The organism is Pseudomonas sp. BIC9C, from assembly GCF_034541995.1.
GTDB classification, from domain to species: Bacteria; Pseudomonadota; Gammaproteobacteria; order Pseudomonadales; family Pseudomonadaceae; genus Aquipseudomonas; species Aquipseudomonas fluorescens_CC.
This window is the reverse complement of sequence record NZ_JAWDGM010000006.1, coordinates 236,398-261,909: the sequence shown is the minus strand read 5'-3', so window position 1 is coordinate 261,909 and position 25,512 is coordinate 236,398. Positions and strand designations below refer to the sequence as shown.

The 25,512-nt window shown below is 54.0% G+C and carries 24 protein-coding genes and 1 pseudogene; 9 read left to right on the top strand and 16 right to left on the bottom strand.

Annotated features, from left to right (window positions below; genetic code table 11):
- The first annotated feature begins 248 nt into the window (after nucleotides 1-248).
- The 5 genes from RS887_RS24865 to RS887_RS24850 all read left to right on the top strand — a co-directional run bounded on the left by RS887_RS24865 (nucleotide 249) and on the right by RS887_RS24850 (nucleotide 6,182).
- Nucleotides 249-869, top strand: a complete 621-nt coding sequence (locus RS887_RS24865; protein ID WP_322617475.1) for a TnsA endonuclease N-terminal domain-containing protein — start codon at nucleotides 249-251, stop codon at nucleotides 867-869.
- Nucleotides 853-2,769 (top strand): DNA-binding domain-containing protein, encoded by a 1,917-nt coding sequence (locus RS887_RS24860; RefSeq protein WP_322617474.1) that lies wholly within the window; start codon nucleotides 853-855, stop codon nucleotides 2,767-2,769. Before RS887_RS24865 ends, RS887_RS24860 begins: the two co-directional genes overlap by 17 nt.
- On the top strand, nucleotides 2,766-3,644 hold the full coding sequence (locus RS887_RS24855) for a TniB family NTP-binding protein (RefSeq protein ID WP_322617473.1): 879 nt from the start codon (nucleotides 2,766-2,768) through the stop codon (nucleotides 3,642-3,644). Before RS887_RS24860 ends, RS887_RS24855 begins: the two co-directional genes overlap by 4 nt.
- Nucleotides 3,602-4,726, top strand: a complete 1,125-nt coding sequence (locus RS887_RS30655) for a TniQ family protein (protein ID WP_416340009.1) — start codon at nucleotides 3,602-3,604, stop codon at nucleotides 4,724-4,726. The genes RS887_RS24855 and RS887_RS30655 overlap by 43 nt, the downstream gene beginning before the upstream one ends.
- Before the next feature lie 469 nt (nucleotides 4,727-5,195).
- A complete protein-coding gene (locus RS887_RS24850; protein WP_322617472.1) occupies nucleotides 5,196-6,182 on the top strand; it encodes a hypothetical protein in 987 nt (328 codons plus the stop codon).
- A 674-nt stretch (nucleotides 6,183-6,856) separates the two neighbouring features.
- Here RS887_RS24850 and RS887_RS24845 read toward each other — a convergent pair.
- From RS887_RS24845 to RS887_RS24785, 14 genes and pseudogenes are all read right to left on the bottom strand, one after another.
- Nucleotides 6,857-7,048, bottom strand: coding sequence for a hypothetical protein (locus tag RS887_RS24845; protein WP_322617471.1), 192 nt, complete (start codon nucleotides 7,046-7,048; stop codon nucleotides 6,857-6,859).
- Between the two features lie 11 nt (nucleotides 7,049-7,059).
- Entirely contained in the window at nucleotides 7,060-8,349 is a 1,290-nt protein-coding gene (locus RS887_RS24840) for a hypothetical protein (RefSeq protein WP_322617470.1), read from the bottom strand.
- Nucleotides 8,350-8,662: 313 nt separating this feature from the next.
- Nucleotides 8,663-10,519, bottom strand: a complete 1,857-nt coding sequence (locus RS887_RS24835) for a hypothetical protein (RefSeq protein ID WP_322617469.1) — start codon at nucleotides 10,517-10,519, stop codon at nucleotides 8,663-8,665.
- A 48-nt stretch (nucleotides 10,520-10,567) separates the two neighbouring features.
- A complete protein-coding gene (locus RS887_RS24830) occupies nucleotides 10,568-10,912 on the bottom strand; it encodes a DUF6527 family protein (protein ID WP_322617468.1) in 345 nt (114 codons plus the stop codon).
- 3 nt (nucleotides 10,913-10,915) lie between these two features.
- Nucleotides 10,916-12,289 carry a ThiF family adenylyltransferase gene (locus RS887_RS24825; RefSeq protein ID WP_322617467.1) on the bottom strand — a complete coding sequence of 458 codons (1,374 nt, stop codon included), beginning with the start codon at nucleotides 12,287-12,289 and terminating at the stop codon, nucleotides 10,916-10,918.
- Nucleotides 12,286-13,377 (bottom strand): multiubiquitin domain-containing protein, encoded by a 1,092-nt coding sequence (locus RS887_RS24820; RefSeq protein ID WP_322617466.1) that lies wholly within the window; start codon nucleotides 13,375-13,377, stop codon nucleotides 12,286-12,288. Before RS887_RS24820 ends, RS887_RS24825 begins: the two co-directional genes overlap by 4 nt.
- Before the next feature lie 314 nt (nucleotides 13,378-13,691).
- Nucleotides 13,692-13,952: a YegP family protein gene (locus RS887_RS30650; RefSeq protein WP_416340008.1), complete on the bottom strand. Its 261-nt coding sequence runs from the start codon at nucleotides 13,950-13,952 to the stop codon at nucleotides 13,692-13,694.
- Between the two features lie 106 nt (nucleotides 13,953-14,058).
- On the bottom strand, nucleotides 14,059-14,622 hold the full coding sequence (locus RS887_RS24815; protein WP_322617465.1) for a helix-turn-helix domain-containing protein: 564 nt from the start codon (nucleotides 14,620-14,622) through the stop codon (nucleotides 14,059-14,061).
- A 24-nt stretch (nucleotides 14,623-14,646) separates the two neighbouring features.
- Nucleotides 14,647-15,738 carry an ATPase gene (locus RS887_RS24810; protein WP_322617464.1) on the bottom strand — a complete coding sequence of 364 codons (1,092 nt, stop codon included), beginning with the start codon at nucleotides 15,736-15,738 and terminating at the stop codon, nucleotides 14,647-14,649.
- Nucleotides 15,739-16,209: 471 nt separating this feature from the next.
- A complete protein-coding gene (locus RS887_RS24805; protein WP_322617463.1) occupies nucleotides 16,210-16,803 on the bottom strand; it encodes a hypothetical protein in 594 nt (197 codons plus the stop codon).
- 465 nt (nucleotides 16,804-17,268) lie between these two features.
- Nucleotides 17,269-18,114: pseudogene (locus tag RS887_RS24800) on the bottom strand (YifB family Mg chelatase-like AAA ATPase); the annotation flags it as partial.
- Nucleotides 18,115-18,381: 267 nt separating this feature from the next.
- The gene (locus RS887_RS24795; RefSeq protein WP_322617462.1) at nucleotides 18,382-19,182 is read right to left on the bottom strand and encodes a hypothetical protein; all 801 of its coding nucleotides are present in this window, start codon (nucleotides 19,180-19,182) and stop codon (nucleotides 18,382-18,384) included.
- 101 nt (nucleotides 19,183-19,283) lie between these two features.
- The gene (locus RS887_RS24790) at nucleotides 19,284-19,730 is read right to left on the bottom strand and encodes a hypothetical protein (protein ID WP_322617461.1); all 447 of its coding nucleotides are present in this window, start codon (nucleotides 19,728-19,730) and stop codon (nucleotides 19,284-19,286) included.
- A gap of 535 nt (nucleotides 19,731-20,265) precedes the next feature.
- Entirely contained in the window at nucleotides 20,266-20,526 is a 261-nt protein-coding gene (locus RS887_RS24785) for an accessory factor UbiK family protein (protein ID WP_322617460.1), read from the bottom strand.
- A gap of 420 nt (nucleotides 20,527-20,946) precedes the next feature.
- Between RS887_RS24785 and glnK the strand changes: the two genes are divergently transcribed.
- The 4 genes from glnK to sutA all read left to right on the top strand — a co-directional run bounded on the left by glnK (nucleotide 20,947) and on the right by sutA (nucleotide 23,723).
- On the top strand, nucleotides 20,947-21,285 hold the full coding sequence (gene glnK, locus RS887_RS24780) for a P-II family nitrogen regulator (protein ID WP_002555808.1): 339 nt from the start codon (nucleotides 20,947-20,949) through the stop codon (nucleotides 21,283-21,285).
- A gap of 35 nt (nucleotides 21,286-21,320) precedes the next feature.
- The gene (locus tag RS887_RS24775; RefSeq protein ID WP_111282964.1) at nucleotides 21,321-22,658 is read left to right on the top strand and encodes an ammonium transporter; all 1,338 of its coding nucleotides are present in this window, start codon (nucleotides 21,321-21,323) and stop codon (nucleotides 22,656-22,658) included.
- 214 nt (nucleotides 22,659-22,872) lie between these two features.
- Nucleotides 22,873-23,298: a secondary thiamine-phosphate synthase enzyme YjbQ gene (locus RS887_RS24770; protein WP_008015517.1), complete on the top strand. Its 426-nt coding sequence runs from the start codon at nucleotides 22,873-22,875 to the stop codon at nucleotides 23,296-23,298.
- Nucleotides 23,299-23,399: 101 nt separating this feature from the next.
- Nucleotides 23,400-23,723 carry a transcriptional regulator SutA gene (sutA, locus tag RS887_RS24765; protein ID WP_007980816.1) on the top strand — a complete coding sequence of 108 codons (324 nt, stop codon included), beginning with the start codon at nucleotides 23,400-23,402 and terminating at the stop codon, nucleotides 23,721-23,723.
- Nucleotides 23,724-23,908: 185 nt separating this feature from the next.
- On the opposite strand, the gene RS887_RS24760 is transcribed toward sutA, so the two are convergent.
- Entirely contained in the window at nucleotides 23,909-24,616 is a 708-nt protein-coding gene (locus tag RS887_RS24760; RefSeq protein ID WP_322617459.1) for an HAD-IA family hydrolase, read from the bottom strand.
- Nucleotides 24,613-25,512, bottom strand: a complete 900-nt coding sequence (xerC, locus tag RS887_RS24755) for a tyrosine recombinase XerC (protein WP_322617458.1) — start codon at nucleotides 25,510-25,512, stop codon at nucleotides 24,613-24,615. Before xerC ends, RS887_RS24760 begins: the two co-directional genes overlap by 4 nt.

Below are 25,512 nucleotides of genomic sequence, written 5' to 3'. Positions count from 1 at the left end.
AACTTATCGTTCCTTTCCAAATGTGAATGTGTGCGGTACGCGTCAGAGCAACCCAGAGTTCTATGGAGCGCTCAAATGGACGTGATGCTTGGCCACTCGCAGAACTGTTGCCCTAAAAAGGGGGCAAATAGCGAGCCTTTGGTCAGAGTGCGCTGGGTAGCATCGTTGGCAAATTAGCCTATAGGTGCCCTATGTCCTCTACCGTCTACTTGGGTCAAGAGATCTCTCAGACCCGAAAAAGCCGATCCATGACGCGCAGCCTTTCCGGTGTTTTTCCTTTCCGCGGAAAAGGCATTTACTACGAGTCGGGCCTTGAGCGTGATTTCATCAGGATCTGGTCGCTCTCCCCGGAAGTGGTCGCACTTGTCGCGCAGCCGGTTCAAATCCCGTTCACGGCTCACAATGGGCGCGACTACATCCATACCCCGGACTTCTTCGTTCAGTTCGACGATGAGCTCAACCTGAAACCGCTACTGGTAGAAGTAAAGCCTCGTGAAGACTGGAAAGAAAACTGGCGGTTATGGTTACCCAAGTGGAAAGCCGCGTGGCGTTTCGCCCGAACCCAAGGTTGGGAATTCCATATCTTCGACGAGTCTCGTATTCGGGGCATCCGACTGAAGAACGTCGAGTTCTTACAGCGTTATCGGAATATGGCGCTGGATCCGAAGCTGACGGAAGTCATTCTGGGGAAGCTAGCGATGATGCGACGTGCGCCGTTCCACGCATTGCTGGCACTGCATTTTCATGGTCATGAAGCTATCGGCCGATCCCATCTCTGGCATCTGATTGCCACAGGCCAGGTTTGGACGGATCTCGACCAGGAGCTCAACGAGTTTTCTGTCATGAGGTGCCATGATGAGCGCTTCTGATGTCCAGAGCCATGCCCTGAACAGGGCCGCCCTTAAGATCCAGGTGGGTGAGTTTGTACGCCATCACAAGGACACCTACAAAATCGCGTTGCTGGTGGATTTCCACCATGTGCTTGGTCAGGACATCGAGTCGGGCATTTCCAAATTGCTGCCGATCGTCGAGCTGAAAAGGCCTGAAGGCAAAAATGGGCGGGTGTATGCGAGCGGCCTTGATTTGGCGCGAATCGCGGATAAACAGTGGGCCATTGCCGAACAGCGCTATGCAATCATCTCCCCACTTCTGGCCATGGACATGCACGTTGAAGGCGCTGTGCTCAAACGCGCTAAGGACTGCGGCGTCAGTAAGGCAACGGTCTATCGATGGTTGTATGCCTACACGGAAGGCAGCCGTTTCTTGAGTCTGTTGCCCCAGGCTCGAGGCTGGAAGAAAGGCAATGCACGCGTAAGTGCTGAAGTGGAAGACATCATCGGAAATGTTATTCAAACGCTCTACCTGAGCACGCGCCGGTACACCATCAAGGATGTACATGAAGAAGTGACCAAGATTTGCCGACTGCGAGGGCTTAAGGCCCCGTCCATTCCAACTGTTAGTCAGCGCATCAGGAAGGTTCCTGCCAGGCAAGTTCTCAAAGCCAGGGGCTATGCAGATATCGCTTCTGACACCTATGAGGCGCGTCCCGGTAAATATTCTGCCGACTACCCGTTGCACCGGATTCAGATCGACCACAGCCCGGCAGACGTGATGATCGTCGATGATGTACATCGCGTCTCCATCGGCCGCCCGTGGGTAACTATGGCCATCGATATGTACTCGCGGATGGTCGTTGGCTACTTCATATCATTAGATGCGCCGTCGGCTGTATCGGTGGCCATGTGTCTGGTTCAGGCAATGCTGCCCAAGCATGAATGGCTCACCCACCATCAGGTTTCAGGTGAATGGCCTGTGTGGGGTTTACCGTACGAAATCCACAGCGACAACGGCCCTGACTTTAAAACCAAGAGCCTGATTTTGGCTTGTACTGCCCACAACATCGAACGGCAATTTCGCCCTCGCAAGCGACCTCACTGGGGTGGGCATATCGAGGCGTTGATGGAGGAGAACGCCAAGGTATTCAGCAAGCTGCAAGGCGCCACTCAGCGTAACCCTGACAGCCGTGGAGATGTCGACTCGGACAAAGAGGCGACCATGAGCTTTGACGCACTAGAGAAGTGGTTGGTGCACACCATTCTGATCTACAACAACAAGCCGCATAGCGGCATCTTGTTCAAACCTCCGATAGCCATGTGGAATCAGGCCTTCTGGGGACCTAAGGCATTTTGCGGCATGCCACCGATTCCGGAGGACCCCCTGTCTCTGCAGCTGGACTTCCTGCCCTCTGAATACCGCACCATCCAGACCTATGGCGTCGAATGGGATGCGATGTATTACGCAGAGGCGCTTCGCCCATGGATTAATCAGGTTGATCCCAAGACGGGCAAGAAAATGCAGTTCCTGTTTCGGCGAGATCTACGAGATATCAATTTCATCTGGTTCTTTGATCCGGGTCTGAACAGGTATTTCCGAGTGCCGTTGGCTGATGGGCGGTTTGATAGCGTCTCCGTGGCGGAGTACGTCAAAACCAAGCGTGAGCTTAAAAAAGAGAACTTGGCCTCGGTGGACAACGACACCATTCGGCAGCACATCGAAAAGCGAAGAGTTATTGAAGAGGAAGAGGCGGTCAAAACCAAGGCTGCCAGACGAAACGCTCAGAAAACCAAGAACAATGCTAAGGGCAAGACCCCTGCGACGGTATTCCTTGGTCAGCAACAGGACAACCCGCCTAGGTTGCAACCGGCATTACCAGTTGAGGATGCATGGGGTGATGATGACGATGTTCCGCTGTATGGAGGTGTGGCATGAGCAATTACCCTCATCTGCTGCAGGAGTTCAAGCCGATCATGGATCTCTCTGACGCGGAGCGCCTAGCCTTCATCAAGTCCCGATGGATCGATTACGAGCTGTCAGAAAATCTGTTTGAGCAGTTGTACGCCAAGCTCTGTGGCCATAGAGATGTACCGGATTTTTTCATCGTCGGCGAGTCCCGGATGGGCAAATCATCCCTGGTGGACAGGTTCATCGCCGTGCATGGAGATGAATACGTGAATGAGGACGGTTGCAGGGTTCGGCCGATCATCAAGGTCGAAGTCAGTAAGCCTAGTCTGCGAATGTTCTACTGCTCGATCCTCAGCTGTTCGAACTCACCCTTCAACCCCGATGCCAGCGAGATGAAGCTGCGCTACAAGGTGGAGAGTCTGCTTACCTCCAGCCAGACCAAGATGCTCATCATCGATGAAATCCAAACCATCGCCAATGGAACGTCGCGGCAAGTCGCCGACTTCATGAATGAGATCAAGTGCCTGACGAATACCTTGAAGCTGGCAGTCGTCGGAGTCGGAATGCCCAGTGCCAACAAGTTGCTCATGCTCGAGCGCCAGTACGCGGCTCGGTTTGTAACAGTGGAGCTTCCTGTGTGGGCGCCTTCTATTGGTTTCAGACAACTGCTAAAGGGTTTTGAATCCTGGCTGCCACTTAAGCAACCCTCCAATCTTGCGAGCAAGGAGATCGCGGGGCTGATTCTTAAACGAAGCCAAGGTATTACGGGCTACGTGGAGGAGATCCTTTTTCACAGTGCTCGCAAGGCTATCGAGACGGGTAGGGAAAAGATCGATCTCGAGTTGTTGGAGAAGTACCAATGGTCTCCCGATGCTTCTGGCATGAGGAAGTACGTCCGGTAGGCCAGAAGTGGCCATGGGCACCAGTGCTGCAGCGTGACGAGCTGTTTTCTTCGTGGTTGATCCGCTGCGCTCTGTGCAATGCCTGCGATGCAGTGGAGATGGCGCGTTATATCTGGCCGCAGCGTCGGATATGGACAGGAGATTGTGATTTGGTCATTTGCTCATTGTGCCTGAGCGACCTGCAAGATCGCTCAGGCATCCCCGCCGCGGCGCTTATCAGTTCCTCACTGGCTCCAATCTGCGTGTCCATGGGGCTGAAACTTCCTCCCGTAGGCATCACGCCTTGGGTGCTATCACTGGGAGGGAGAAACCTGCGTCGAGCCGGCGGTTTGCAATATTGTCCCTGCTGCTTTGCCGAGTCTCCTTTCTACCGACTTCAATGGCGGCTGGCTTGGTATACCTGCTGTCCTGAACATGGGGTAAAGCTTCACGATTGTTGCCCTCACTGTTCGGCAGTCATATCACCTCATCGGCTTGATTATCGGGCCCGTGACCTTGCGCGGTGCCATGAGTGCGCTGGGTTGTTGTCTGCGGTTGATGCCCAGGCCGGGGGAGCCGACGAACTGCAACTGATTCGACAAGCCGATTTGATTCTTCAGGGGCGGCCGGTTGGCCTCAACTGGCCTGCGATGCCCGTAGCAGAGGGTTTTTCTATCTTGAAAGGGCTGTTCAGATTGGTGCGCGTATTGGCAACTAGCCCTTCGGCAGCGGGAAAACAGTTCTTGGCGGCCCTTGATGTGGATTGCGCTTCGTTAACGCCGGCAGTGGACGTCGGATTGGCGTTGGAGTGCTTGAGTAGCACTGAGAGATCACACCTCCTGCCTGCGGTGAGCCAAATCCTGTCGGCCGGCGCCGATCGCTTCCGGGCGGCGGCTGAAAGTGCTCAATTGTGTCCTTCTATCCGTGACGCGGTAGCGGGGGCCGGTCAACCCTATCTTGCGCAACTTTTGCCGCAGCGACCGTGCCGTCGTTATGTACGGACGTCGTCCGCATCGGGCTTACGCCCCAGATCCCCGCGCTCTGTGTTGAAGGCCTGGTTACGCTTCAAAAGAAAAATGCTTCGTACGGAGGGGCGCTGGTGAGCAACAAAGGCGATTGTAAAGGAGCGGTGTCTTGATCAGTTCTCCACCCCTTGCATGCGCCTGTCATGAATGCGGACGCGCGATGAGCAAGGCCAAGAAGATTTACCACGAAAAGCGCTTCTGTGAAGCGTGCTATGCCCGACTGTTTAAACGACAAATTTGCCCGGCCTGCGGCAACTTCGCCCGTCTCCCGGTGTTTGATGCTTCTGCGGTCTGCCGCACATGCGAAGTGAAGAAACCCTGTGTCCGCTGCCACCGTTCCGGCTTGAAGATCGGCAAACTCACGGCGCAAGGGCCAGCATGCGTTTCCTGTGCACATTATTTCCGGAAGCCGCAGCCGTGTGAGCGTTGTGCATCCCCTTCCACTCGCTTGGTTAGGATTCAAGTCGAAGAACGTTGGCTACGGTGTTGTCCTGCCTGTCAGTCAAAATTAAGTAACGCGTGCTGCTCAGCCTGCCGACGGCCCAGGGTGATCGTTTCGGTAGATGGACCGGCCCTGTGCAAAAAGTGTTTTGAACTGGGCGAGGTTCCCTGTCCACGCTGCGCCAAGTTGATGCCGGCCGGCTTGGGCAACGCTTGTATGGCGTGCTTCTGGGATTCATCTTTTGAGGTGCGAAGGAGCCGTCTGCTGAGTGCGATTGAGGACGAGCGCCTCTGTATAGCGATGGGTGGCTTTTCTGTCTGGCTCAAAGCACGTCGCGGGGCCCACTTTGCCGCATTGAACATGCAGCGTTACCAGCCATTTCTGGAGGCTATACACCTGCATTGGGAGTCGCTGCCTTCCTATGCCGAGATGGTTACCCATTTCGGTGCGGAGACGCTCAGACGATCGCGTTCGGTGGTGATCTGGCTCGCAGAGAGTGGGATGTTAGTGGTTGATCCGGAGGCCCGAGAGAACTCAAGCGATCAACGTCGTATCAATCAATTTCTGCAGTACTTCCCTGATGGAGTCGCCAAAGAAGCTCTCCAGGTTTACCAGCAGTTTCTGACTGGGCGCTCTGTAAAGCTACGGACGGTACGCCTGGCACTTGGGAGTGCGGTGCGCCTTTTACACCGTTGTGACGAGGCGGGCCAAGCGCTCCCGAGCCAGCGAGTGCTGCGCCTGTTCCTTCGCACTCGGCCAGGGCTTCATGCATCGCTGTTTGGCTTCGTGAGCTTTTTAAATCGCCATTATGCGTTGCGATTGGACGCTCGCTTTGACCAGGGGTGGCTAGTTAAGTCTGCCAACCATGTTGCAGAGGTCAAATTGGCTCAACTCTATGTTACGGCTGCTGGAGAACTGCCGGAGCAGAAATGGATTAGAGCGGCCATGGCGTATTTTCATAGGATCAAGCTCCCATCACGAGAGTTGCTGCAGTACGAGAAGGAGGCTCAGGGCGACCAGCGTGGCTTCATCGTGAAGTTTAAAGGGGGGGCGTATTGGGTGCCTGAGGGACGGGCTCCTCACTCAGCGTAATGAGAACCCGCGGTCAGATGCGAGCGTGTCAACGACGTCGCCTTACTCGAGACAGGTTTACTGACGGTGACGCCAAACTGCCACCACGCCTAGATTGCGGTACCGTCCAGCCAGGCTGGCATGTAGTCGCTGAATCGACAGGAATAGAAGGTTAACAATTATCTATGCGCGTTGAGCAAAGTGCTCGAGTCGCGAAGTGATCGGGTTAGCAATTCGAAACTACTCTCCAGCGATCAACTGAATGCGGTAAGCAAACCGATCAAGGATTTCAGCGTTTTGACCAGACCCACTTGGTTGACTACTTCTGTTATCACAAAGGCCAGCCAAGCAAGGTGGACTCGGCGTGTGGAATGAACATTCCGCCGGCGATTTTTTAGATTTTTTTGTTCGCTCGCAGGTTTTTATAGGTCACTGATTCTAAAAAACTGGCTTTATGCGCAATTATGCAAGAATTCATAATTTGTCTTTGATGCATGCGTTGGCGGCGAAGCAAGGCATGCAGGACGCTTGGAAAAAAGGCTGGACGTAACCGTTGCACCTTCCTGATAAGCACCCAGGAGGTGTAAACCTTATTCAGGACGAGACACGAACAACAAAAAAGCCTGCGTCACCGCAGGCTTTTTTTGCATCCGCTTTGTACCGCTGCATCACCCGCTGCAAGCGCGGGTTTCTCATCAATAGCTGGCGAGTGTAAGCAACGTCTCGCGAGTGCTCGGCTTTTTATCAATCTGCCGGATCATCAGATCGTAACTGCTAGCATCAGTGGTTTGACGAGCTGGGCGGATTTGCTGGTTCTCAAAGCGCAGCGCGTCTTTCGCGGTAACCGATGCGGTTGGTTCCACTGGTTGGGGGGCTGAGAAGTTCATGTCGGACTCCATCATTCTGTTCGCTTAAAGAAACGGGGATTCAGCTCGGGTTTGAAATAGTGTTTTCGATCAATCCACACGAACCCATCATGCTTGCTAATCACAGCGACATCTATAGGTCCCGAAACGGACTCACTGGGGCGCGTTACACGCTCCTTCAGTGACTCTAGCTCAATCAAGCTCCTTGCCAAGCCCGCCATATCTGGAAGGGGAAGAGAATTTATAATATTTGAGAGCGGAGATATATGTTGGTTTCGGATTTGTTCATACCATTGGTCGGCGTGTGATTTCCGGGTTTCTGTTGTGATTTGTTCAAGGTCTTGTTGAGAAAGAGGATTTTGCGCTCCACAAGCGTTCATCACTCGTTCGCCCATTTCATTCAACGCTTCCCATGAGGAGTTGTAGATCGTATCGAAGACGTCAGGCGAAACGCCCATGCGAAAGGTATCGATCATGTGTGTGGTTGCGAAAGGCTGAATAACTGCCGCCGTCGATGCGTCCATCGCTTTGGAGTCGTTTATGTTCTTCTCCACGATCAGTCGATCGCCAAGGAATCCGTAGCAGTCGTACACCTCAAGGACAGGGAAATATTCTTCCTTGCCGTATCCTGCGATCACCACTCCAGTCAGCGGAGCGTAGTCCAGGAATTGTTTGACGGCCAGCTTGATAAGGGCGTTAACAAACCGTGGCACCAAGTGGGCGCGAGTATTGTCTTGGACGAAAATCGCAATGCTTTGAGCCGCAACGTTTTCCCAGGTGTCGGTGGTCTCTGTAACTGCGCTTGCGATGTCTGCTTCGGTAAGGAGCCTATGGAGTGGAAACTCTTCGACATCGTGCTCAGCTAGGGTCAGAGCAGCATCAATCTCATGAACTGCCACAGACTGCAGTTCCCGAACGTCACTGAAACCCAAGTGACCGGCGATCATTTGCTGCAACCGGAACGATGCTCCACCAACGAGCATGAGCAGTGCATCTACCTTGCTTTCTTTCGAAAACAGCTTTTCGTTATGCTGCACGAAGTCGAAGAATTTTGCCGAGTAGGTTTCGAGCTTGTCGAACTGCTCGGTGCCTAAGTCCTCGCGAAAAGATTTGATGTAGAGCTCCCAAGGCACTGTTTGAAGCGCGGCAGAGCCGAAGATCATCAGTCCCACTGGCGCTTGTCTGGACAGCTCATATAACTTGTTGGCGCCCTTGAAATAGCGCTTCTCGAGCTCCCCATTTTTCCATGTTGTCACGGTCGTGGCGCTATCGGCGGCAAGCACCACGGCTGTGCGGCTCATAATCGCGATCTCTGCCGTCATCTCAATTCCCTTCGTAATATCGCGGCTGAATGGTGGCAATATGCCTGATAGGGGCAACGATTGCTATACAAGGGCTGGCTCGTTGGCCGGCTCCAGCTGTTGGCAAAGAATCGCAGCAACCTTGGGCAAACGCTTCTGATTTAAAGATGAAGCTGCGTACTGAGCTTCAGCTCTGAAACGCTCGATCAACACCCTTGAGCCCTGCATCCCAGGCTCCTCCTCATGTGAAGAGCACTAGTTAGCTCAAACGGAGACCACTCGAGTATATGGGGCTACATCGTGTGACTCGTTCCCATCTGCTGAATGGTGAGCTTCAGGTGGGTACGCGACGGTACTTAAGATCCTTGATGGTGTTCAACGCATTGGCTGCAGCTTTGTCTAGAAGCGCACCAGGATCTGAGCCCCAATGGTGCGGGAAAATGTAGCACTGATAATCAAAAGGCCAGCTCATATTCTTGAAGACACCGTTGTGCTCAGGCAGCTCCTGATCGATATGGCCGCAGATTTGTTGTATCCGAGCTCTGTCTTGGTCATGGATATGACAGATCATCCCGCAAAACGACTGCTCCTTTGGCTCGAGGTCTTTACCTATCCAGCGATGGCGCTGGATCTCTGCGACTAGGTATAAATCAGCGCCTTCGGTTACCAAGAGGTACATCATTCCCCGGCGAACATCTTCTTTAATCGTGATCCATTTATTTTGTCTCTCAAACTCTTCAGCCCGCGCTTGGGGATCTCTATGCTCCCAGGTTGGGCCAAGTTCCAACCTATCAGAGAAGGCAATACACTTCGGGGGACCTTCGGTGTAGGCATCGTCAGGCACATACCAGGACAATCCATCGATTTTTTTCCGTTGCGCCATCCGGTTGAAGGCTTTCCACATTTCTATCAGCGCGCCTTGGGCCTCAATGTCGACCGTATTTGCACTGGCAGTCATCTTGCCCGTCGTAGCGTCACCCTGGCCCTGACTATCTCCAGTTCCGTATTTGTCCGGTAAATCCTTGTCCTTTGGAATGAACCTCACCTGGCCAAATGGCTTCTCCACTTTTGTGCGAGTGCTTTCTCGCGTGGTAATGAATTCAAACTCTTCAGCGTCAATATCTTCATGGATGTAGTTGCTGGTGGGTTGATGCGAGTCGGTCATCACGATGTCGAGATCACTCTCAGCAAGCCGCCGCCCTTTTTCCAATGGGGTCGCCAAATCACCGGGAGCATTCCCATCCCGTGCGTTCGCCACGCGACGGATGTCGATCTTGAGTCCTGGAGGCTCACGAGTGCCCACCAAAGCCGTGCAGATGAATTGGGTTTTGCCTTGCGTCCAGAAGCCGCGGCATTTGAGGGTCGTAGCTCCAAGAAACCACGGTCTGACCTGCAAACTATGAGGCTGTCCCGATTTGAAGCTTTTTGGGTTCACTTGGCTAAAAAGGTGTCTAGCAGCTCGCGTCGCACATCCGTCTCCATTGGCGAGCAGCGCCAAGATAGCTTTGTCTTTTTGCAGCATATCTCTGTGCGGATACACGACTAGCTGATCTGGCAGATTTCTCTCTTCCTGCGGGGTTGGCTGTGCCAGCAGACGACTCAACACTTCTGGCCACTCGTAAGTGGTCAAGATTCGTGGAATTTCTGAACCTAGCGAATAGCCGCTCACCAGGAAATCAATGCAATTTACTATCAAGGATTTGCCATCCGGCAAAGTAAATCTCAACAGCCAGTCGTCGTCGCATTGCTCCGGAAGAAGGTACGGGCTACTAGGGGCACAGAGCTGGTAGCGGCTAGCACGATTCCATTTCCAGCCGTAGCTGAAGTCGACATCGAAATACTGAGTGGTCATGCCCACCTTGGCGACCGGGTATCCCTCCCGGAGAATTACACCCATTTGGTACAACCGCAGACGGCTAAGAGCGATATCACGAACTTCTATCTTGTCTGTCAGCATATCGGCATCGAGAGCGCGAAACACGACGTTTACCAAAGGAACAGTATTGTCGGCGGAGTTTCTGATGATTTTGCTGTACCACCAGACGATCCATTCACCTGGTGGGAGCTTGAGGTCTAGCTCCCTCGAGCGTCTGCGCGAGCGAGACAGAGCTAGTTTTTCGCGCTTGATCTGATGCGGCACTGCGATGTCTAGTGCTGAATCTAATGAGATTTCCATTGTGGGAAGATTCAAGGATCTACCTGCCGCTCTGCTCGTTGAATATTGAGGCCAGCGATGCCCTTAACGGCACCACTGAATCCGACCTTTTTTAAGCCAGAAATGGGACTTGCAGCCATTTTTCAGCCACACCGATGGATGAACCGAGGGGTGGCCTTTGGCATCCACGTTGTAATCCCATCTAGGATTTGCCTCATCAATCACCAACAGCTCAATCGTGCGTCCGCATCCGCAGGGACACTGCAGGCCAACCGACCAGTCCTCTCGGCTCTCCTGCATCAGAATTACGGAACGGATTGGCATTTTTTGGGGCAGGGAATCTCCTTTGATAACGACCAACCGCCTAGGCGGAAGTACGTCATCAAATTTCAAAACCAGCCTGCGCCAGAGGCCACGCAGCATGTCCATTTATTACACTCCCAAAGGTGGTAGACCCAACAGCGGCTCGTGATCACCATTGCCGAGGAGTATGTTAGGGCTCTTGGCGAAGGAGGCCTCAGACGCAAAGTCCTCAAGACACCCTGAGAGCGTGAAGAGGGTTTGTGCGTAGTCGCTGTTATCTTCTTCACGGAAGGGGAATGCTCGAGCGATGAACTCGTTGACGCATGCACTGGCTGCTCGCATGTTCAACGTGATCACAGAAGGTGCCTCCTCTTGCACCCCGGTGATATAGCCCCTGGCGACTCGCTCGCGATGAGCCTCCGGGTCTGAGTTGAGCAGCTGCTCGGCGTGTAAGGATTCCGGTGTGTAAATTCTACGGTCACTCAGCGTTGGCCCACCTGGACGCACATAGTCGATTCGCCCTTGTACGTCATGAATCTTCGGTGTCCCAGTACGCGATAACCTCGTAGGGATCGTCACTCCGACGTCAAACAAAGGGGTGAGAAAGGATGACGACATGAGGTCGCAAATCAGTCGCCCTTGTTGAGAATCCACGCAGCAAAAAATGACATCAGCATCGGCTACAGCCAGAACCGCTTGTCTATCGAAAACCGAAGCGTTAATGGGATGAGCGATTCGGGTGCCCCTAATACGCTCAACCGCGTCAGCAAGGACCTCCACTTTGGGGCGGCCAGCTTTGGCATCTGCGAATGTCGAGTTGAGGATCCGATTCAGGTTTTTTTCTTCCACCTGATCGTGATCGATGAGAAGGAGTTTTCCGAAACCCAACCTTGCCAGCTGTTCAGTCACGACGGAACCCGTGCCAGAGACGCCAATAACGGCCGCGGTCAGTTTGGAGAGGGAGGCTGTCATTTCTGAAGTGAAAGCCATACCTGGTTGCTGTCCTGACATGTCACACGGCCAGAAACAGATGTTGTTTCCCGGAACGTTCACCATCGCGATGTCTTCACCTGACAAATCCGGATGGTAGACGCGGGCGCGCATGGCGCCGCTAGGAATCATGATGGCGGAGCCATGAATGGCCTCTACTCCTTGGACGAGCGAGACCATAGTGCTTTCATCGCTGTTGTCATCAGCCAACGAGAAGTCGAACAGACCACCCGGGTGCGAATGCACCAGGATGATCGACAGCGATTGCGGGAGCGCTTCGTCTATCGCCAGTTCGAGATACTCGCCAGGCCAGGTAAGCGCGTCGGGTTTGCGAACCTTGCACTCGTCGTGAGGCACCAAAATAACCTTCTTCGAGAGGAGTTTCAGCGCAGAGCCAGGCGAGCGTGTACAGATGAGGATGGCTGCGGCTTCCTTACCGTCGCCCGGGAACAGGTGTTCCCGGAGCTCGGCGTGGATTTCTTCCGTCAGCACAAGGCGGGATTGTGCTGTCACAGACCAACCTCCTTTAGCAGGCAACCGTCGACCATGACCAGCTGGGTAACCACATTGTCTGTGGCCGGATCCCAACTGCGATGACGAGACCAACCTTGGAACGTCACACCATCGATGTGTCCTGGAATGTGCGTTTGCGCGATCTCCGCACCGTTGGCCAGTCGCACGGCCGGATAGAGGTAGAACATGTCCAGCAAGGTGTTGGGATAGGTAGGAGGAATGTTCAAGGCCATCTGAACGACTGCTTCCGAGTAGCCATCCGGCAACGCGTAGCCATGAATCACCAACCAACGCCCGCCTTCACTGGTGTTACGGGTTTCCCACCGATGACCAACCGTGTCGAGATACTGTTCGTCCCGAGGCAGCAGTTTGAAATCGCGGCGAAGCGGTAGAGCCGCCTCGCCGTTGTTCACATCCTTTTGAGTCAGGCGGAGCTTTTCGATACCCTCCGGACGCAAATCGATGTTGTCGCCAATTTCCAGAGCCTGCTTAGGTTGATCGCGAACCATGAGGAAGATCTGCCAGCTCAGGTTCGGGTTCAAGTTGGCCGTTACGATGGCTTCCCGCACAGACACAATGGGCTTATCGAACTCATACACTTCACCCTGGATGTTCAGTTTCCAGATTGCTTTGCGGGTGATGAAATGTTCGATTCCGTCCTTGTCCAGGTTGATCAGATGAGAGTCTTCGATCTCCTGATCAGGTTCATCTTCTCGCTCAAGCAACAGACGTTTACCCGTCCCGACATCGGCGAGTTTGCGAATGGTGTGACCAGAGATATGTTTGCAGGGCCACTCATAGCGGGCGCCATCCACCATAAGCAGGTACTTGCGGTCAGACTCAACGACAATGAAGCGATTGACCCCATCGCTCAAAGCTGTTGTCTCGTCTGGACGGATGTCTTCCTGGGCGCCAGATTCGAACATCTGCAGGATCACCGGTGACTGGTCGGGCTTGAACCCCGCAGCCGCGGCGATTTGGGCACCAGTTGGGGTGCTGTCTTGGAGATGAACCTGACGATAAACCAGGTCGTTGCTGGCCACTTCGACACTGTGGCGCTGTTGGTGTTGCAGTTGTTCATGTTGCATGGGGTGTATCTCCTAATGATTTCCGCTCACGCGGTTATTTGGCTTGCGAAATGGCAGCCAGAATTAGCCGTAGAGGAGAGGACCCCCAACCATTACTTGACTGGTGTGGATCACGCGGAGATACTCAGTTTTCGCTCAGAGACATCTCGACTCGGTTCCTTCGCGCAATGTGGCGTTGCGCTATGGTTCTCATCTACGTTGGATCGTCTTACTCGTTAGATCCCTGTCTGCTTCGTGTCAGCTCCTATTTTGTGCAGTCGATAATTTGCGCGGTCTGGGCATAGCGTTTCACCAAGCCAATTGCGTTCTTTCTTTCATCGGCTGATGTGCTGAAGCACCCTGCCGATAATTCTGTTGTTTGAAGCCTTCACGTGGAATGTGAAATGCAACGAACCTGCAATCCTTCCGTAAAATCTGTCGAAGGGTGAATGCTCTCGGCAAGACTCGATACCGTTCAGGCAACCGCCCAAGGTCTGATAGCTATCGCTATGAAGCAGCACTTGGTTGTCCCCAGTCTTGAGCTGGAAAATCCATCCGTTGTCCTCCGCTCTGTGAACCTCGTACGCTGCTTTCATCAATCATCCCTGTTCTTTTTCTCGTTCAATGATTCTGTTTACCGGAAGGCCAAAAAAAAGGGGCTTGCTCGAAAGCATACCCCTTTTTCTCGGTAAAGCAAGCCCGTTAAACAGATTTTCCTATCACCTGGTAGATGAACTCCTTTCCGCCACTACCCGCCGACATCTCCACGCGGGTTATGAAGCCCTCTTCTGAGAGACGTTTGAGTCGGGTGCTTGCATTCTGAACGCTCATCTCAAGCGCCTGTGCTACCTGGGTGGTGGTAACGGAGCGGTTAGCCAAGACGACATCGAGCAGGGGAAGGCTAGCAGGAGAAGGCGCAGGGCCCACAAACCGGCACTTGCCATCTATCCAGCACGTGACTCGAAAATCTCCAGATATCGCAGCACCTTCTAAGTTAGCGATTATGTCTTCATCAGCTAAGTCACAAATGAAGAAGGAGATTTTTTTAGCGTACTGTTTAAAAGTGAATATAAGTGATTCGCGGAGAAATGAAACATCGGCTCCATCAATGTTCTTGAGGGATATGCCAATTGTTTTGATGCCTACAACTGAGGCAATCTTTTCCAACAACTTGGCATGAGCCTTCCTACCCCTGGCAGTACCATAGGGGTTGTTGCTTCCATCCGTGAAGTCGTGAAGGTCGATTATGTAAGTTTTCTCGTTCATTTCTTGAGTTTAATCAGAATGTATTTATTTGTCAAGTTTGAATTCAAAGACGATATGTGTTCCGCGAAGCCGAGGTAAGCCTAATGACCAACTGTGATTATGCAAGTCATTTTCTTTATAAGTCAGTGCGACCGAAAAATCTTCTTGGCGAATACTAATTTTCGCATTAAGACTTTCCGCGTACCCGCTACTTGTGTAAAGGCCAGCCCCACCTTTTCCTTTACCTCTACTGCTCAATCCGCCCTTACGCATGGCATGAATGATGAGTTGAGCATCTGAAGCTTCCAGTGTTTTAGGGAATTGATTTGCAACGTCAGGAAAATGCAGGTCTAACGCAGGTCGGAGGGTCGAGCAGATTCCTTTCCCAGAGTCTGAGATGACCGCCACAATAGACGTCGAACCTTTCAACGTGTAGCTCTGGAGGCCCGCAAAGCCAGGGATTTTCGTGCCAGAATGTTCCTCGGCGTTTCCGATCAATTCCCCCAATACGCAATGAAGCTTTTGAGCATGGTTCTTTCCAAAAGCATCAATGAAACTTAACTTAAAACGTTCTGGTACGTTTTCATCGCTGTTGGCGTCGATAGGCAGCAACTCTACCAATTTGGTGGTGTTTGCTTTATGACGAAGTGCAGTCGAACTGCTGGGTTTGCGGGGTAGGACTTTAATAGATTTAGTGAGTCGGTCGAAGAAGCCTGCTCTATTCAAATAAGAAAGTGCGTCAGGGTTCTCGCTGAAATCGAGCTCTACAATCCGCTTAACTTCCGCTAACTGATTGGCCAGTGCTAAAATTCTAGAGGCGGCACAAAATAAAACTTTGCGCTCCTTAGGAATTTTCAAAATGATATGACCATGCACACTGTCGAGCGGAGAGCCATATTTGACTAGTGAGCGCTCAAAGTGTTCCTGAGTAATCCAGGTTCGGCTGGCAGTGAACTCGATCTTGAGACACGCATTCTTCTTCAGAAGCCAGACGAAATTTTCGTCTTGCACAAACTCCTCAAGATTATCGTAGAGGCATTTGGTGACTTCCCGGCGTTCACAGTTTAGAGCTTTGGCGATATCTCGAGCTTTCAAACCCGGGCTATCGCTTAAGATCTGGGCAATCCTTTTCCGCATGAAGAGTTCGCTTAACTTCTTGATCTTATAGTCTTTCTTTGGTAATCCCAAAGCCCTGTTTTTACACTTCCTTCCACCGAAACCGTTGCCAGTCAGGTTTGGAAATTATACCCCTAGGCCCAGAGAATCAAAATGCCATCTATCTGAACCAGCTGAGATAAATACGCCCTCGCTGGCCTTAACCGAGTGCGACGACCACACGAAGTCCGCCAACTTTGCGTTTTTTCTCACTGGAAGCGAATTGTTAAAGAGCGGTGATACTGCTGCGGGCTGTCTTGGATCGCTGGACAAGCTGTCGCAGGGTTTGGTCTCATGACTTATACTGTATGGATGTACAGTACATGTTTTCTTTTGCGCTTAGCAAGCCCCCTCGTCTCGATGTGATACGGAAGCTCCCGTTAATACGAGTCCAAAATGGAGATTCTGTCGAGTGGCTAGGCAGGATGGGTGGCGGGTTGAGGCGCGATCCATTTATCGATTAGCCGTGAATGCGGCCTGGCGGTGTAGCTCAATCGTGAAAGGCTTTCCGGAGGGATCCATTGCCAGCAAAATCACGCGATCTGACCTCACCGATTGCAGGTGGAGTTCGTCTGACAACCCACTTGGATAGGAACTGTCTAGATTGCGCATTGGTTCTCCAGATAGCTTGGCCACCAGCTCAGGAGAAAAATCGATGCCCGCCAGATTGACCGATTTGGGCAGTGTATTGAGGCTGATTAGGGATATGGAAAGCAGGTCGCGATCTGTTGTCCAAGTGCCAGCTCCTATGACGTTGTATGAGAACTTGAACTTCTGTTGCTTGACCTCCCCTTCAAGAGTTATCACCCCGCCTACGTTGTATTTACCTTCATGCAGGTAGGTTGTCAGTCCCTTAAAGCTCCAGGTGCCATCCGTAATTGGAAAGGAGTAGTTCGTTTCCCATCGGCCGATAAGATCGGGATTATGATTGTTGAGTGGGGAAAGTGTTAAATACAGGGAAGCCAGCCCAGCGAAGCCGCTCAAAATGCCTATGATAGTGCCAATTTTCTTGGTCACTGGTGCGGAAGCCCAGTCGAGAAATTTCATACGAAGTGTCCTTTTTTTGAATGCCTAAACGATTGCTTATCCAGTACTGCGCCTTAAGCGCATTGCGTTTGGATCGTATCGGCTGACTTCTTATTCGCTGAATATCTCTTGGCCACGTTACCGCCCTAGATCGCGGGTATCGCCCACGGCGGTGCGAAGGCTCCTGGCAGTTTGGAAGGTTGGCGAACCGTGCTGCGCCTTATTCCCCCCAAGGTAAAGATATCTTTCCTTTAAGCGCTGAAAATGGCCATAGAGGCAATATTTCTTTACTTACGGCAAAGCAGTGCGTCTTGAAGGATTGCACGGCCCGAGCGCACTCGAAGAATCGAGCAGCATCAGCAGCCAGTTTGATGAGGCCGGTACAGCAAGGACCTTTTGGATACGCATGACGCGTCAGCGGAGCGTGTAATCGCATTTTTCCTCTCAGTTTATTCCTTGTTTTCTCATTAATTTCTTTTTGTCCCAGCCGCCGCCGACCAAGGCCGGCCCGGAAGCGGAGTGGTGGGGTTGGCGGAATGGTCTTTGCGGCCATTGGCTCAATGGCACGCAACTGGTAACGGATTGAATGGCTGCGACTTCAAGCGCTTCATTTTCGGCTAGCGGTGGGAGCAAACCCGGTAAACGACTCGCCAACAGCGTTTTCCCCGTCCCCGGCGGCCCGCTGAGCAGGAGGTTGTGAGCCCCCGCCGCCGCAATCAGCAAAGCGCGCTTGGCCGAGAGTTGGCCCTGTACTTCATTCAAGTCAGGATAGGGTTTGCTGGCATAGAGCAAGCCGTTGGAGACATAAGGCTCAATCGGTGTATGCCCATTGAAATGCGCAACAGCCTCAAGCAGATGATCCACGGCAATCACTTTCAGTCCCGAGGCAAGGCACGCTTCCTCGGCGTTCGCTCGCGGCACCATCAACCAGCGCCCGGCCTTGCGCGCCGCCAGCGCTGCCGGCAAGACCCCACGAACCGCCCGCACGGCACCTGATAGCGCCAACTCCCCAAGGCATTCCGCATCATCGAGTGTCAACGTAGGCACCTGCACACTGGCCGCGAGAATCCCCAGGGCAATCTCCAGATCGAACCGCCCGCCATCCTTGGGTAAATCCGCCGGCGCCAGATTCAACGTGATCCGCCGCGCCGGAAATTGCAGCCCCGAATTGATGATCGCACTGCGCACCCGATCCTTGCTTTCCTTCACCGCCGCTTCGGGCAGGCCGACCATGGTCAGCGATGGCAAACCATTGGCCAGGTGGACTTCAACGGTGACAGCGGGTGCATCCACGCCAATCTGGGCGCGGCTGTGGACGATGGAGAGGGACATGGTCGTTCCTTGAGCTAAACGGGGGCCGCTTCCTGCGGTTTTTTGAAGGGTAGTCGCAGAGTCTGGCCGGAGAGGAGGGAAACTTTCGCAGAATGTTGCTGAAGCCTCGATCTTGAACAGCAGCCAAACGCTGCGTTCGACTGCGGTGGCTCCCTCCTGAGTAATCGCACTACTCAACGCCGTTTGCGAGTTGCATAAGGATCACCTGCAAAACATATCGCACGTATTTGACATCTCGGATTTATTAAATGTGTAAAATCAAATAACTTATGTTGCGACAGTATTTTTGAGGGAAGTTGTGCCGGTAAATAAGCTGCTGTCACCTTCTATGATTTTGCTGGCGAAGCCCTCGGTATCCGTCTTCTTTTTACCTTCTGCGATATGCGTAAAATAGTTGAAGTCTAAATCTATCCAGTCCGTAAGTTTGGTTTCGTAATCGTTTGGATACTGTGCTTGCACCACTGGGGGTAGACCCTTGTAATGGTCAAGGACACTTTGGAAGAATTTGGTGAGTTTTCCGGTGCTGTTATATTCATATTCTGCTTCGGCCACCACTCTCTGTCGCCATGCAAATTCTTGTTTGGCTGACTCTTCCAGTGCTGCCCGTCTTTCATTGACGGTAAAGGTTCCGCTGTCATCGTAAGTGATTAACGCAAGTTGATCCATGGGCATTCCGGAAAACGGATTTTTGCCGAGTCCGTTTGTATACTGTGTCGCACTTTTGGCACGCGCTAATAATGTGGAGTTATCTGAGTCTGGAACTTCAGAATCGTACTTTGATTTGTTGGCAGTGTAATTGGCGCTCTCCAATTCGTTGAATGTATTTCTAGCCATCGAACCAAGTTCCGTTCTAGTGAGGCGTGCATCCCGGGCCTGTGCGCGTACTGAGGCTTCGCTCAACTGGCTCGCTAGCGTGGAAACGGTACTGCTATCTCGTACCTTGCCAGATGGGCCTTGGGGTGTGCTTTGGTTGACAGCTGGTGTTTTGTTGGGAGTCGCGGTCAATGTTTTTGCTCCAGCCAGCGCTGTGCCGCTGTTAGCTGCAGTGTTGATTGGTAAGTTAACCATTTATTGCCACTCCCTGCTCGAAAACTAAAATATGATATGTCGCCTAATAATGTTGACTCTTTAGCAAAACCTTACACGCACCGTAGGGGCTGTTATATGCTTTACTTCATGGTGATCTCTACTGACCAAGCATAGGAGGACGGATTTGTTTTGGTTGTTTTTATGGTGCAGTTGGCCCCGCCACCAGGTGTGGCCGTATGATTCCACTTTGGAGTTTTGCTCGCGCCTGAGCCAGTAGCGGCCACAAATGTAGCTAGGTAAACACATTCCTTGTTGCCAATTTGATATCTCAAATTAGCATGGTTGTAATCAGGTGATATCCGGCTTTGTATTGTGTAGGTGTCTGTGCCATTTGCAATCACGGACACTTGTGGAGTAGGTGACGCATTTGCTTTCGTTATAGCTTCGTTGTTGGATATAGGGGTGTACGTAGCAGTCTGGGTTCCAAGATTTTTGAACGTGACTGTCACAGGTGGCCCTGCGACAGCTGCACTTATGTGAAGTGCAGTCAATGCGAAAGCCATAATTGACGGCTTGAACGATTTCATGGGTGTTGCTCCTTGTGGTGTTGGTAAAAGTATTCCATTTAGAAAATCGCGTTCATCACAAACTATTATCCAGTCCTTCAGTAAGGTCTTGAATTTTCTCGAGCGGGTGCAATTCCCGCATACAAATGAAGGAAGCAGCCGCTGATTTTCGCCAAACGAATCGGGTGGCAGTTGTGCGCGGGTTTGCGAACCGGCGACTCTGGAAAAATCGGCAGACCCGAAGGTCTTCCATGTACGACCACTATTCGAGAAAGAGATAAATCTCTGGTTTGAACGCGGCCACGGTGCGTTGGGTGGTATTCGAGTCGCCAAACCCATTGCTGATTAAATCAGCTGAGAGTGAGCTTAGAAACCGGAGCTTTGCAACGCAATCGGACGGCAAATGAGATCTTTGTAGGAAATTGCCGGGTTTCTTGCAGGCTTGAAGATCCCAGCCTGCGGCAATTCCTACAGCTGAGTCTGAAGGTTATTCCGAGCTATCGCGAACAAGCTCGCTCCCATTTTGGATCGGGTTTGAAAGTGGGGACAGGGGGGGTTACTCGCTCGGCGGATTCAGCTTCGCTTCCAGCTCCGCCACCTTCGCCTCAAGGCTTTCCAGCCGAGCCCGGGTGCGTGCGAGTACAACCATCTGACTATCAAACTCTTCCCGACTCACCAGATCCAGTTTGCTGAAGCCGCTCTGCAGCAACATCTTGAACTGGCTTTCGATTTCAGCTTTCGGCAGAGGCGTGTCGCCGCTGAAGAGGCGGGAGGCTGTGCCGGTCAGGGCGTCGAGGAAGTCTTTTGGCGCGAGCATGGGCAATGTCCTGGAAACAATGACGGGCAGTGTATCACGCAGTGTCTATAGTCATTTGCGCGGGCAAGGGGTGCACGCTTTTCGCGCATGGGGACGGACGGCGTTGCACCGTTGTTGTGCGTAACGTGCCGGGTGTTGTCGCGAAGTATCAGCCATCCGCCGGCAAGAGCTTGAAAACAGTCAGTTTTGTGGAGATGGCAAGCTTTCTGCTTAGTCCCTCATGACCCATGCACTGATGCAGTCGCTGTGACGAATGCAGTGCGCCAAGCGGAACGCGGGGGAGTGTTTCGTTAGGAGTGGTTAGCTGGCGTCGGACGGGCAGGTAAGGCCGACGATGCGTTACAAAGCCAGGCACTGCGCTTAGACTTGAGACGGGTTTGTTTTCCTGGGGCAAGTCCACCAATTCGGGAGAGAGTTTTCATGAAGCTAGTCACTGCCATCATCAAGCCGTTCAAGCTGGACGACGTACGCGAGTCGCTGTCCGAGATCGGCGTGCAGGGCATTACCGTCACTGAAGTCAAAGGCTTTGGTCGGCAGAAGGGTCACACCGAGCTGTATCGCGGCGCGGAATACGTGGTCGATTTCCTGCCCAAGGTGAAGATCGACGTCGCCATCGACGACAAGGATCTGGACCGGGTAATCGAGGCCATCACCAAGGCTGCCAACACCGGCAAGATCGGTGACGGCAAGATCTTCGTGGTCAATCTGGAACAGGCGATTCGCATCCGTACCGGCGAAACCGATACCGACGCAATCTAAGCCGCCACAAACCCAACGCCCCAGGAGAAAACAATATGACTCTGCGTAAATTCGCAGGGCTAGGAGCCCTGTTGTCCATCGTAATGCCCAGCCTTGCTTTGGCGGCAGACGAAGTGGCGGCCCCAGTCCTCAACTCCGGCGACACCGCCTGGATGTTGACCTCGACAGCCCTGGTACTGTTCATGACCATTCCCGGCCTCGCGCTGTTCTACGGCGGCATGGTTCGGTCGAAAAACATTCTTTCCGTGATGATGCAGTGCTTCGCCATTACCGGTCTAATCAGCGTCCTGTGGGTCATCTATGGCTACAGTATCGCGTTCGACACCACGGGCATGGAGCAGGGCGTCGTCAATTTCAACTCGTTCTTCGGCGGCATGGGCAAGGCATTCCTCGCCGGCATCACGCCAGCCAGCCTGACCGGGCCTGCGGCGCTGTTCCCTGAGGCTGTGTTCGTCACCTTCCAGATGACTTTCGCCATCATTACCCCGGCGTTGATCGTCGGCGCCTTCGCCGAGCGGATGAAGTTCTCCGCGATGCTGGTGTTCATGGGCGTGTGGTTCACCCTGGTTTATGCGCCGATTGCGCACATGGTCTGGTCCGGCAACGGCGGCCTGTTGTGGGACTGGGGTGTTCTGGATTTCGCCGGCGGCACCGTGGTGCACATCAACGCCGGTGTGGCCGGTCTGGTTGCCTGCCTGGTGCTGGGCAAGCGCAAAGGCTTCCCGACCACGCCGATGGCGCCGCACAACCTCGGTTACACCCTGATGGGCGCGGCCATGCTGTGGGTCGGCTGGTTCGGTTTCAACGCCGGTTCCGCCGCTGCGGCCAACGGTACCGCCGGTATGGCGATGCTGGTGACGCAAATCGCTACCGCCGCTGCTGCACTGGGCTGGATGTTTGCCGAGTGGATCACCCACGGCAAACCTAGCGCATTGGGTATCGCTTCGGGCGTGGTTGCCGGTCTGGTGGCAATCACCCCGGCTGCCGGCACCGTTGGCCCGATGGGCGCGCTGGTAATCGGCCTGGCGGCTGGCGTGGTGTGCTTCTTCTGCGCTACCACCCTGAAGCGCAAGCTCGGTTATGACGACTCCCTGGACGCCTTCGGCGTGCACGGTATCGGCGGTATCCTCGGCGCAATCCTCACCGGTGTGTTCGCCGCGCCGTCCCTGGGTGGCTTCGGCACCGTGACCGACATCGCCGCACAAGTGTGGATTCAATGCAAAGGCGTGGGCTTCACTGTGATCTACACCGCGATTGCCACATTCATCATCCTCAAGGTGCTGGATGCGGTCATGGGCCTGCGCATCAACGAAGAAGAAGAAGCGGTTGGCATCGATCTGGCGCTTCACAACGAACGCGGCTACAACTTGTAAGTACGCGCGTAAAAACTTGCCCGGCTTGCCGGGCATTTTTTTTGTCTGAAATTTGTCATTGAAGAGGGCGCTGAAAGGTTTTTTCCTGCGGGTTTTGCGATGTTTGTGTCGGGTGTTTTTGTGCAGGCAAAGGCTTACAGGATTGAAGGAATATTAGGGCCTTTGTTTTTTCCCAGAGCGCGCTAGAATGCGCCCCGAACGTGCGGAGAACTGTATGTGGCAACAGACTCTGATTACCTTGCGGGCGAGGCCCCGGGGCTTTCATCTGGTAACGGACGAGTTACTCGCCGGCCTGCCTGAACTCAAGGCGTGTCGGGTCGGTCTGTTGCATTTGTGGCTGCAGCATACCTCGGCGTCGTTGACCATCAACGAGAACGCCGATCCGGCGGTACGTCGCGACTTCGAACGGTTTTTCAATCGTCTGATCCCACAAGGAACAGACGGCTATGAGCATAACGACGAAGGCCTGGACGACCTCCCGGCGCACTTCAAGGCCAGCGTGCTTGGCTGTCAGCTCAGTTTGCCGATTTCGGCAGGCCGGCTGGCGTTGGGGACCTGGCAAGGCGTTTACCTGGGCGAGCACCGTGATCATGGCGGTGCCCGTAAAGTCCTCGCCACCGTGCACGGTGAAGAGGCATAACCGCTGGTCAGCAGCGGCTGTTGATTTTTTTCCGGCAGCCTTCGACAGAGGGCAAAGCTGGGCTATAACTAATCTGCTTTTCGCAAGTCATGAGGTAGAACATGAGCGACGATGATCTGGAAAACGACGACCTCGAAGTAGGCGACGACGACGAAACCGAAGAAGGTCTGGAAGCAGCGGCAGAAGACGTCGCTGAAGACGACGGCGGTGATGCGCCGGTTCCGACCGCCAAAGGCAAGGCCAAGGCAGCGGTATCGGTCGATGAGCTGCCGAGTGTCGAAGCCAAGAACAAGGAACGCGACGCCCTGGCCAAGGCCATGGAAGAGTTCCTGGCTCGTGGTGGCAAGGTGCAGGAAGTGGAGGCCAATGTGGTCGCCGATCCTCCCAAGAAGCCTGACAACAAGTACGGCAGCCGGCCTATCTGAGCCTGTTACCCGCTTGCTGAAAAAGCCCGCCGTCGCCGCGGGCTTTTTCATGCCTGAAACAAAACTTTCAGATTGAATACAGTCCACTGTGGGAGCGGGCTTGCTCGCGAATGCGGTGTACCAGTCGACATTGATGTTGGCTGACACGGCGCCTTCGCGAGCAAGCCCGCTCCCCAGGTTTTGTGTCAGGCCGAAGCTGCGTTCCACAACGCCAACAACGCCGGCAACTCGGTCAGGCTGCGAATCTCGGCATCCGGCAGGCGTTCGGCTTCCCAGGTCTTGCCCGACGGGTTGAACCAGATTGCCCGCAATCCTGCCTGCTGCGCCCCGGCAATGTCATCACCCGGATGATCGCCGATGTGCACCGCGGATTCGGCGGTTACGCCGCCGCGTTGCAGCGCCTCATGAAACAGCCGTGCATCGGGTTTGGCGATGCCGATGTCTTCGGCGCACAACGCAAACTTGAAGTAGTCCGCCAGCCCCAGCCGACGCACATCGGCATTGCCGTTGGTGACCACGCCGAGGGTGTAATGGTTGGCCAATACTTCCAGGGTCGGTTGCACTTCCGGGAAGATTTCCAACTGATGTCGGGCATGCAAAAACACTTCGAAACTCTGATCGGCCAGGTCGGACGCTTCTTTGTGGGGGTAACCGGCTTCTTCCAGCGCCTGGAACAATACGCGGCGACGCAGGGCACTGATGCGGTGCTTGAGGTTTGGCTCGATGCTCAGGATGCGTTCGCGAATGGCCCACAAATGCTCCACCGGCACCGCGCCCAGATCAGGTGCGTGCTCAGCCAGCCATTCACGCAATATGGCTTCGGCGCTGACGATCACGGGGGCTGTGTCCCACAGGGTGTCGTCGAGGTCGAAGGTGATCAACTGAATACTCATGAATCGTCGCCTTTCGTGCGTTTGGCCCGTGGGTGGGCGCTGTCGTAGACCGCTGCCAGATGCTGGAAGTCCAGGTGGGTGTAGATCTGCGTGGTCTTGATGTCCGAGTGGCCGAGCAGTTCCTGCACCGCGCGCAAGTCCTGGGAGGACTCCAGCAAGTGGCTGGCGAAGGAGTGCCGCAGCATGTGCGGGTGCAGGTTCTGCCCCAGTTCGCGCTCGCCGGCCGCCTTGACCCGCACCTGGATCGCCCGTGGGCCCAGGCGCCGGCCTTGCTGGCTGACAAACACCGCATCGTCCGCCGGGTTGGCCATGGCTCGCAGGGGCAGCCATTGTTCCAGCGCCTCGCGGGCCTTTTTGCCTACCGGCAGCAGGCGGGTCTTGCTGCCTTTGCCGAGCACCTGGACCATGCCATCTGCCAGGTCGAGCTGATCGAGATTGAGCCCCGTCAGCTCCGAAAGCCGCAACCCGGAGGAGTAGAACAACTCCAGGATCGCCTGGTCCCGACGCGCGAGAAAGTCATCTTCAACCCCGCCTTCAAGCAGCTGCAGGGCACGGTCGGTGTCGAGGGTTTTCGGCAGGCGGCGTTCGCCTTTGGGTGGTGCCAGGCCGTTGGCCGGATCGTGGTCGCACAGGCCTTCGCGGTTCAGGTAGTGATAAAGCCCGCGAACGGCCGACAGCAATCGCGCCAGGCTTCGCGATGATTGACCCTGGGCGTGCAGGCGGGCAATCAGGCTGCGCAGGCGCTGGATGTCCAGCGCCGCCCAGCTGCCGATGTTCTGTTTGGCGCACCAGCCCAGCACTTTGTCGAGGTCGCGGCGATAAGCCGACAGCGTATGCGGCGACACCTGTCGCTCACTGCGCAGGTGTTCGCAGTAAGCGTCCAGTTGCCGTTCCAC

Coding starts and splice junctions, on each gene's coding strand:
- RS887_RS24785 (WP_322617460.1), bottom strand. CDS start 20,526: ATGCTCGCGCCAAAAGACTTCCTCGACGCCCTGACCGGCACAGCCTCC.
- glnK (WP_002555808.1), top strand. CDS start 20,947: ATGAAGCTAGTCACTGCCATCATCAAGCCGTTCAAGCTGGACGACGTA.
- RS887_RS24790 (WP_322617461.1), bottom strand. CDS start 19,730: ATGAAATCGTTCAAGCCGTCAATTATGGCTTTCGCATTGACTGCACTT.
- RS887_RS24820 (WP_322617466.1), bottom strand. CDS start 13,377: ATGCAACATGAACAACTGCAACACCAACAGCGCCACAGTGTCGAAGTG.
- RS887_RS24795 (WP_322617462.1), bottom strand. CDS start 19,182: ATGGTTAACTTACCAATCAACACTGCAGCTAACAGCGGCACAGCGCTG.
- RS887_RS30655 (WP_416340009.1), top strand. CDS start 3,602: ATGGTCTCCCGATGCTTCTGGCATGAGGAAGTACGTCCGGTAGGCCAG.
- sutA (WP_007980816.1), top strand. CDS start 23,400: ATGAGCGACGATGATCTGGAAAACGACGACCTCGAAGTAGGCGACGAC.
- RS887_RS24865 (WP_322617475.1), top strand. CDS start 249: ATGACGCGCAGCCTTTCCGGTGTTTTTCCTTTCCGCGGAAAAGGCATT.
- RS887_RS30650 (WP_416340008.1), bottom strand. CDS start 13,952: ATGAAAGCAGCGTACGAGGTTCACAGAGCGGAGGACAACGGATGGATT.
- RS887_RS24770 (WP_008015517.1), top strand. CDS start 22,873: ATGTGGCAACAGACTCTGATTACCTTGCGGGCGAGGCCCCGGGGCTTT.
- RS887_RS24805 (WP_322617463.1), bottom strand. CDS start 16,803: ATGAAATTTCTCGACTGGGCTTCCGCACCAGTGACCAAGAAAATTGGC.
- RS887_RS24830 (WP_322617468.1), bottom strand. CDS start 10,912: ATGGACATGCTGCGTGGCCTCTGGCGCAGGCTGGTTTTGAAATTTGAT.
- RS887_RS24860 (WP_322617474.1), top strand. CDS start 853: ATGATGAGCGCTTCTGATGTCCAGAGCCATGCCCTGAACAGGGCCGCC.
- RS887_RS24815 (WP_322617465.1), bottom strand. CDS start 14,622: ATGAACGAGAAAACTTACATAATCGACCTTCACGACTTCACGGATGGA.
- RS887_RS24810 (WP_322617464.1), bottom strand. CDS start 15,738: ATGCGGAAAAGGATTGCCCAGATCTTAAGCGATAGCCCGGGTTTGAAA.
- RS887_RS24855 (WP_322617473.1), top strand. CDS start 2,766: ATGAGCAATTACCCTCATCTGCTGCAGGAGTTCAAGCCGATCATGGAT.
- RS887_RS24760 (WP_322617459.1), bottom strand. CDS start 24,616: ATGAGTATTCAGTTGATCACCTTCGACCTCGACGACACCCTGTGGGAC.
- RS887_RS24845 (WP_322617471.1), bottom strand. CDS start 7,048: ATGAACTTCTCAGCCCCCCAACCAGTGGAACCAACCGCATCGGTTACC.
- RS887_RS24840 (WP_322617470.1), bottom strand. CDS start 8,349: ATGACGGCAGAGATCGCGATTATGAGCCGCACAGCCGTGGTGCTTGCC.
- RS887_RS24775 (WP_111282964.1), top strand. CDS start 21,321: ATGACTCTGCGTAAATTCGCAGGGCTAGGAGCCCTGTTGTCCATCGTA.